The sequence below is a fragment of the Methylobacterium sp. J-070 genome, from assembly GCF_022829385.1.
Classification (GTDB): Bacteria; Pseudomonadota; Alphaproteobacteria; order Rhizobiales; family Beijerinckiaceae; genus Methylobacterium.
Genome location: NZ_JAKSXX010000100.1, coordinates 1 through 2,409 on the forward strand (window position 1 = coordinate 1; position 2,409 = coordinate 2,409).

Annotated in this window: 5 protein-coding genes; all 5 read left to right on the forward strand. The window is 66.9% G+C overall.

Going from position 1 to position 2,409, the window contains the following annotated elements:
• Positions 1-184 precede the first annotated feature (184 nt).
• A complete protein-coding gene (locus MKL01_RS36140) occupies positions 185-400 on the forward strand; it encodes a hypothetical protein (protein WP_409566214.1) in 216 nt (71 codons plus the stop codon).
• A gap of 255 nt (positions 401-655) precedes the next feature.
• Positions 656-1,300, forward strand: a complete 645-nt coding sequence (locus tag MKL01_RS07270; RefSeq protein WP_243904543.1) for an AAA family ATPase — start codon at positions 656-658, stop codon at positions 1,298-1,300.
• Entirely contained in the window at positions 1,297-1,614 is a 318-nt protein-coding gene (locus tag MKL01_RS07275) for a hypothetical protein (protein WP_243904544.1), read from the forward strand. Before MKL01_RS07270 ends, MKL01_RS07275 begins: the two co-directional genes overlap by 4 nt.
• Before the next feature lie 307 nt (positions 1,615-1,921).
• Positions 1,922-2,089, forward strand: a complete 168-nt coding sequence (locus MKL01_RS07280) for a hypothetical protein (RefSeq protein ID WP_243904545.1) — start codon at positions 1,922-1,924, stop codon at positions 2,087-2,089.
• 35 nt (positions 2,090-2,124) lie between these two features.
• The coding region (locus MKL01_RS07285) for a site-specific integrase (protein WP_243904546.1) at positions 2,125-2,409 on the forward strand (285 nt) is incomplete at its 3' end.

A 2,409-nucleotide genomic window follows, 5' to 3' on the forward strand; every position in this document is an offset into this window, starting at 1 on the left:
GCTAGAGCAGGACGTCGAGGCCAGCCGAGGCCGGCTGGACCGGACGCTGGCCGATCTGCAGGCCCGGTTCAATCGGCCAGGGATCCCGCGTGACTTTGCCGACCTGCGTCGGTCAGGGCAGGCAGCGAGCGAGACCGTCGATCGGCTTGTCGCAGATGTCCGGGCCAATCCCGTCCCGGTGCTCATGATCGCGGCCGGCTTCGGGCTGCTTGTCTATGAGGCTTTCCGAACAACGGCGGAACGGAGACGTCTGGCGGTTGTGCCTGCAGGATCCGATGTCGCGACGACCGATCGTCACCTCCCCGAGAACCATCCGGACCGGATGCACGAGCGGCTCGACGATGCGCTTGAGGAGAGCTTCCCGGGCAGCGACCCGGTCTCGGTGCGGATCACGAAGTAAGCATTTTCAGAAATTCTGAACGACCGGCCGGGACCAGCCGACTGGCTGCATCCCGGCCTCGCGCACAACCCCGACCGCGTCCGCAGCTGGTGGTCGTCAGATAGATGGGACAGCGCTGCAATGCTACGGCGCTCTGCTGCTGTCATGCTGCAATGCTGTAGCGCTACAGCGCCATCGTGCCGTGGCGCTGTCAGACCGTAGCGCTTTCGCGCTGTCACGCTTCCCTGCTACAGCACGACAGCACTGCGAGGGCACATGCGGACGATAACCCTGGTGACACAGAAGGGCGGCGCAGGGAAAACGACGGTCGCGGCCAGTTTGGCGGTGGCGGCTGCCGAGGCCGGCGAGCGCGTCGTGGCTCTCGACCTAGACCCGCAGGGCTCCCTTGCGGCCTGGGGCGACAACCGGACGGCGGAGGCGCCCGCAGTCGACAGGCTCGGCGCCGATCGGCTGGCGGACCTGCCGAAGATCCTGGCAGCGCTCGGCGAGCAGGGTTTCACGCTCGCGGTCCTCGACACGGCCGGCGTGGCGTCGACCGGCGGCAACCTCGCCATGCAGGCGGCGGACCTGGCGCTCATCCCTGCCCGGCCGTCACGGCTCGACCTGCAGGCCACGATGCCGACGATCGAAACCCTGATGCGGCTCGGCATGCGGGATCGCTTCGCCTTCGTGCTCAACCAATGCCCCGCCGGGCGTTCCGCTCGAACCGTCGAGGCGGCCAGCGGGCTCGGCATGTTCGGCGTACTGGCGGAACCGTCGCTGACCCAGCGGGCCGACCACCAAGACGCGCTCGCGGCAGGACAAGGCGTCACGAAATACGCGCCCGAAGGGAAGGCAGCCGACGAGCTGCGCGCCCTCTGGGTCTGGGCGGATCGCAAGATGAAGGCGAACAAGGCATGAGCAAGCGCCCTTCCGTGATCGGTGGCCTGACCCTGCCGGGATCCGAGACCCGCGAGCCCGCACCGTCTGCGGACGCCGCGCCGGCTGCGCCCCCCTTGTCGGTAGCGGCACTGAAACCTGTCGGCCGCCGAGCGCGGCCCGACGTTGTGCATACCTCGGTGTACCTGCCGCGGGAGGTACATCGGCGCCTGCGGGAAATCGCGTTCACCCGCGACGTGAAGGTGCACGATGTCATCATGGAAGGGATCGACGCGGCGTTGCAGAAGCACGGGCACCCGCCGGTGGCGTCGTTGAAGCTGAAGGGCGAGGCGTAGCGTGATAGCGGGTCAGTGCTGCGACGCTGTCCTGCTGTGACGCCGTAGCGCTTCCGCGCTATGCCGCTGTCGCGCTTTCATGCTGTAGCATTACAGCGTCAGAGCATTGCAGCAGTACGTCGCTTCGTGTAACTCCCGATAAGCGTCATTCTCGGAAGATATAGACAGGGTGGATTGGAAGCCAGGTGAGGAAGTGAAGCCAGGGCTATATCAGCGGTCGGTGGTGAAACGAGGTCGGGAGGCGCAGAGTGACCGCACTCTGCGGCGGACCGGCTCGACGACGATGCCTGACCCTCGAAGCTCACGCTTGGCATGGATCGGCGCTTGGGGCGGCTTATTCGGCGTGGTGATCTACAGCCTCGCGCAGTTCGATGAGATGCTGCCCATCAACCGCATCCTTTTCGGCGTCACCTCGACGCTGATGCTGATCTGGCTCCTCGTCATCCTCTTCGATGGTCCGGGCAGACAATCGTGACGTCTGACGCGCTTCCCGTCATAGCGCCCGAATTCGTGAGCGAGCTTCCTGTCGAGGCCGCGGCGATCGTCCGCGCCTACCAGCAGGCGAGCAAGGCGGACTCTACCATCCGCGCCTACCGTGCCGACGTCCAGGTGTTTCAGGCTTGGTGCGCCCGGTTCGGGTTCCGGTCCCTGCCAGCGAGCCCCGAGGCTGTGGCCGGCTTCCTGGCGCACGAGGCCGAGGTCGGGCGGTCCGCCTCGACGATCGGGCGGCGGCTCGCCGCGATCCGGTACGGCCACAAGCTGGCGAAGGCGGCCGATCCGACGGACGACGAGGAC